Genomic DNA, 3,443 nt, shown 5'->3' on the forward strand with positions numbered 1-3,443 from the left:
GCGGCTGCGGCGGCGCGGGCGCGGCCGCCCCCCCCGCCCCCGCCCGCCGCCCCCCCCCCCCCCCCCCCCCCCCCCCCCCCCCCCCCCCCCCCCCCCCCCCCCCCCCCCCCCCCCCCCCCCCCCCCCCCTCCGCAGGAGGGGTCCCTGGCCACCCCGGTCGGAGCCCGATCGGGGGATCGTCGGGCGCGCAGCGCGGGCCGGCCTCGGGGGTCGGAGGAGGCTGTGAGACGTCTCACCGGCCGGTGCGGACCCCGGGGAACGCGAAGGGCCCCAGGTCGACGACCTGGGGCCCTTCTGCTGTGGGCGATACTGGGTTCGAACCAGTGACCTCTACCGTGTCAAGGTAGCGCTCTACCACTGAGCCAATCGCCCGTTCCGACCTGCCGGCCGGCCCGCTCCACCGTGTCCCGGCGGACGCCGAGGTGGAGACGGGATTTGAACCCGTGTAGACGGCTTTGCAGGCCGTTGCCTCGCCTCTCGGCCACTCCACCGCACGCGGGCGCCGGTCTCGCGACCAGCGCCCGAGGTTCCGAGCGGACGACGGGATTCGAACCCGCGACCCTCACCTTGGCAAGGTGATGCTCTACCAGCTGAGCCACGTCCGCGTTGCCTTACGAGAGAGAACTGTAGCCGACGCCGAAACGGGGTCGACAGGGGGGTCCCCCCGGGGGGTCAGCGCCCGTTCGGATCAGCCCCGCCGTTGGACAGCAGTGCGGCCAGTTCGCCGTCCACCTCGAGGACCGAGGACTCCTCGCCGGCCGGCACCACGCTCTCGGTCAGTCGCAGGAACCCGGCCAGCGTGCCGCGGGAGGCCTCGAAGAGCGCCTCGCCGGAGGGTGCCCGCAGGTGCAGGAACAGGACGTCGCCGGAGGTGCGCGACGGCCACAGGCGCACGTCGCCCTCGCCCGCGGGGCGGTCCAGGCCCGTCTGCAGCAGTTCGCGGCCGACCAGCCAGGAGATGCCCTCCTCGCCGGCTCCGCTGTCGCCGAAGGTGATCCGGACGGCGAACGGGTCGCTCACCTCGTAGCTGAGCTGCGCGGGCACCTCTGTCCACGACTGCGGCCCCACGAGGTGGAGCGTGGTGGGGCAGGTGTACCCGGGTGTCGAGCGGCTCGTCATGTCCCCAACAACGACCTTCCCTGAGAGCGGTCACGCCGGGGTGTCCCCCGGGCGCGTCGTTCCTCTCTGTGCCCGCAACTCGCCTTGCTGAACCCCGGGCCTCTCCCCGGCGCGCCCGGTGCGTGTGACGATGGGGAGGTGAGCCGTCCGGCACGGCGGGCCGGGGGCGGTCCCGGCGACGCCGACCTGCTGTTCCGCGTGCGCGCGGGGGAGCGGGCCGCCTTCGACGAGCTCTACGACCGCTTCAGCGGCCCGGCCCTCGCCCTGGCGCGGTGCGTGCTGTCCGACGACGCCGCCGCCCGCGAGGTGCTGCGGGCGGTCCTCCTGGGCGTCTGGCACGACCCCGCCGCGTACGACCCCGGTGCGGGCAGCGTCGCGTCCTGGGTGATGGACCGGGTGCACCAGCGGGCGGTCGACGCGGTGCGGTGCGGACAGGTCCACCGGCGCCGTCCGGGCGACTCCGCGTCCACGGGGGTGCCGGCCGGCGAGGACCGCGCCGGCGTTGCGCCCGACCCCGTGCGCGCCGCGCTGCGCGGCCTGCCCGAGGCGGAGTGCGAGGCGCTGACGCTGGCCTACTACGGCGGTTACACCCAGCGGGAGGTCGCCGCGCTGACCGGCACCCCGCTCGCCGAGGTCAAGAGCGCCGCCCTGGCCGCCGTCCGGGAGCTGCGTGGGGAGCTCGGCGCCGACCCCCGGGGTGGTGCGCTGGGCGCTCCGGCGGTCGTCGAGGGCCCGGGCCGGTGAGCGGCCCGGCCCGCGACCACGCGGTCTTCGACGAGCTGGCCGTGGGCTGGGCCCTCCACGCCCTCGAGCCCGAGGAGGAGGTGCTCGTCGCCGCCCACCTCCCCGGCTGTCCGCGCTGTCTCGGCACGGTCGCCGAGACCGGCGAGGTCCTGGCCGCCCTGGCCGCGAGCCTGCCGGTCGCCGATCCGCCCGACGAGCTGCGGGAGGAGCTGCGGAACGCGGTGCGGCAGACCCCGCAGGTGCGCCGGCCGCCGGCGCCCCGTCTCCCCGCCTCCGCCTCGGCATCCCGTCCGCCGGTGACCGGCGGGCGGTCATCGGCCGGGGACGCCACACGGCGGGCTCCCGAGCCCGCCGTCCCGGGGCCCGCCGCCCCGCGGGTGCCGGACGCCGTACCGCCCGCGGCCGCCCCGCCTGCAGGCGTCCCGACCGCGACGCCCGCGAGCGCGTGGCGGCGCGTCCTGCCCAACGCCCTGGTCGCCGCCGCGGTGGCGACGATCCTGGCGCTCGGCACCTGGAACGTGGTGCTCAGCGACGCCCGCGACGAGGCGCGGGCGACCGTCGCGCGGCAGGCCGACGTCGTCAACGCGCTGCTGACGCCGGGTTCTGCGACCGTCGTGGCCCTCTCCGGCGACGACGGCGCGGCCGTGGCCACCGTCGTCGTCCGCAACGGCCAGCTGCAGGTGGTGGACCACGGGCTGCCGGTGAACGACGTCCGGGAGCAGACCTACGTCCTGTGGGGCACCGGGAACGGGGGAGCCGTGGCGCTGGGCACGTTCGACGTCCTCTCCCCACACAGCGACCTGCGCGCCGTAGGCTCCGGCGCGACCGGGCTCGACGTCCACGACGGCTACGCCGTCAGTCTGGAGCCCGGCCGTCAGGCTCCGTCGGAACCGACGGACATCGTCGCGCGTGGTGAGGTGACCAACTGACCGGTCCGGAGACGGCGGCCCCCGGCCGGGAGCGGCGCCACCACCAGACGTCCGAGGAGCTGCGGACCCACTTCGACGACGACGGCGTGCGCAGCCTCCGTGAGCGCGTGGCCGAGACGCGCTGGCGCCGCAAGCTGGCCGCCCGCCGCACCGTCGACTCCACGTACCGGGTGTGCGTCGGGGTCGTGGGCGGCCTGGTCGTCGCCCTCGGCCTGGCCACGATCCCGCTGCCGGGGCCGGGCTGGCTCACCGTCATCGCCGGCCTGTTCGTGCTGGCCACGGAGTTCTTCTGGGCCGAGCGGCTGCTGGAGTTCACCAAGAAGCACGTCAAGCGGTGGACCGACTGGCTGGGCCGGCAGCCGCTGTGGGTGCGCCTGGCGGTCGCCCTCGCCACCGCGGCGTTCGTGTACGGCGTCCTGGTCGTGACGCTGCACGTGATGGGCGTCCCGGGATGGATCCCGGGGTGGGTGCCACTGTGGCGGTGAGCGTCTGGCAGAATGGAACGCACGGGCGATTGGCTCAGTGGTAGAGCGCTTCGTTCACACCGAAGAGGTCACTGGTTCGAACCCAGTATCGCCCACCTCCGGCAGAGGCCCCGGGCCCCCGCCCCGCCCCGGCCCCCCGCGTGGCAGGGGGGCGGGCCCCCCCCCC

Annotated in this window: 4 protein-coding genes and 4 tRNA genes; 4 read left to right on the plus strand and 4 right to left on the minus strand. The window is 76.2% G+C overall.

Annotation, left to right across the window (positions count from 1 at the left end; translation table 11 throughout):
• Nucleotides 1–300 precede the first annotated feature (300 nt).
• The 4 genes from ACI78Q_RS23585 to ACI78Q_RS23600 all read right to left on the minus strand — a co-directional run bounded on the left by ACI78Q_RS23585 (nucleotide 301) and on the right by ACI78Q_RS23600 (nucleotide 1,044).
• Nucleotides 301–372, minus strand: a tRNA-Val gene (locus tag ACI78Q_RS23585).
• Between the two features lie 48 nt (nucleotides 373–420).
• Nucleotides 421–491: transfer RNA gene (locus ACI78Q_RS23590), tRNA-Cys, on the minus strand.
• A gap of 41 nt (nucleotides 492–532) precedes the next feature.
• A tRNA-Gly gene (locus tag ACI78Q_RS23595) sits at nucleotides 533–605 on the minus strand.
• Nucleotides 606–672: 67 nt separating this feature from the next.
• Complete coding sequence (locus tag ACI78Q_RS23600; protein ID WP_456925914.1) at nucleotides 673–1,044, minus strand: SsgA family sporulation/cell division regulator; 372 nt, start codon at nucleotides 1,042–1,044, stop codon at nucleotides 673–675.
• Between the two features lie 213 nt (nucleotides 1,045–1,257).
• Here ACI78Q_RS23600 and ACI78Q_RS23605 point away from each other — a divergent pair, with 213 nt between their 5' ends.
• From ACI78Q_RS23605 to ACI78Q_RS23620, 4 genes are all read left to right on the plus strand, one after another.
• The gene (locus ACI78Q_RS23605) at nucleotides 1,258–1,863 is read left to right on the plus strand and encodes a sigma-70 family RNA polymerase sigma factor (protein ID WP_456925915.1); all 606 of its coding nucleotides are present in this window, start codon (nucleotides 1,258–1,260) and stop codon (nucleotides 1,861–1,863) included.
• The gene (locus ACI78Q_RS23610) at nucleotides 1,860–2,792 is read left to right on the plus strand and encodes an anti-sigma factor domain-containing protein (protein ID WP_456925916.1); all 933 of its coding nucleotides are present in this window, start codon (nucleotides 1,860–1,862) and stop codon (nucleotides 2,790–2,792) included. The genes ACI78Q_RS23605 and ACI78Q_RS23610 overlap by 4 nt, the downstream gene beginning before the upstream one ends.
• An 86-nt stretch (nucleotides 2,793–2,878) precedes the next feature.
• Nucleotides 2,879–3,277 (plus strand): TIGR02611 family protein, encoded by a 399-nt coding sequence (locus ACI78Q_RS23615; protein WP_456925917.1) that lies wholly within the window; start codon nucleotides 2,879–2,881, stop codon nucleotides 3,275–3,277.
• A 23-nt stretch (nucleotides 3,278–3,300) separates the two neighbouring features.
• Nucleotides 3,301–3,372 (plus strand) — tRNA-Val (locus ACI78Q_RS23620).
• Nucleotides 3,373–3,443 lie beyond the last annotated feature (71 nt).

The organism is Geodermatophilus sp. SYSU D00705, from assembly GCF_054050135.1.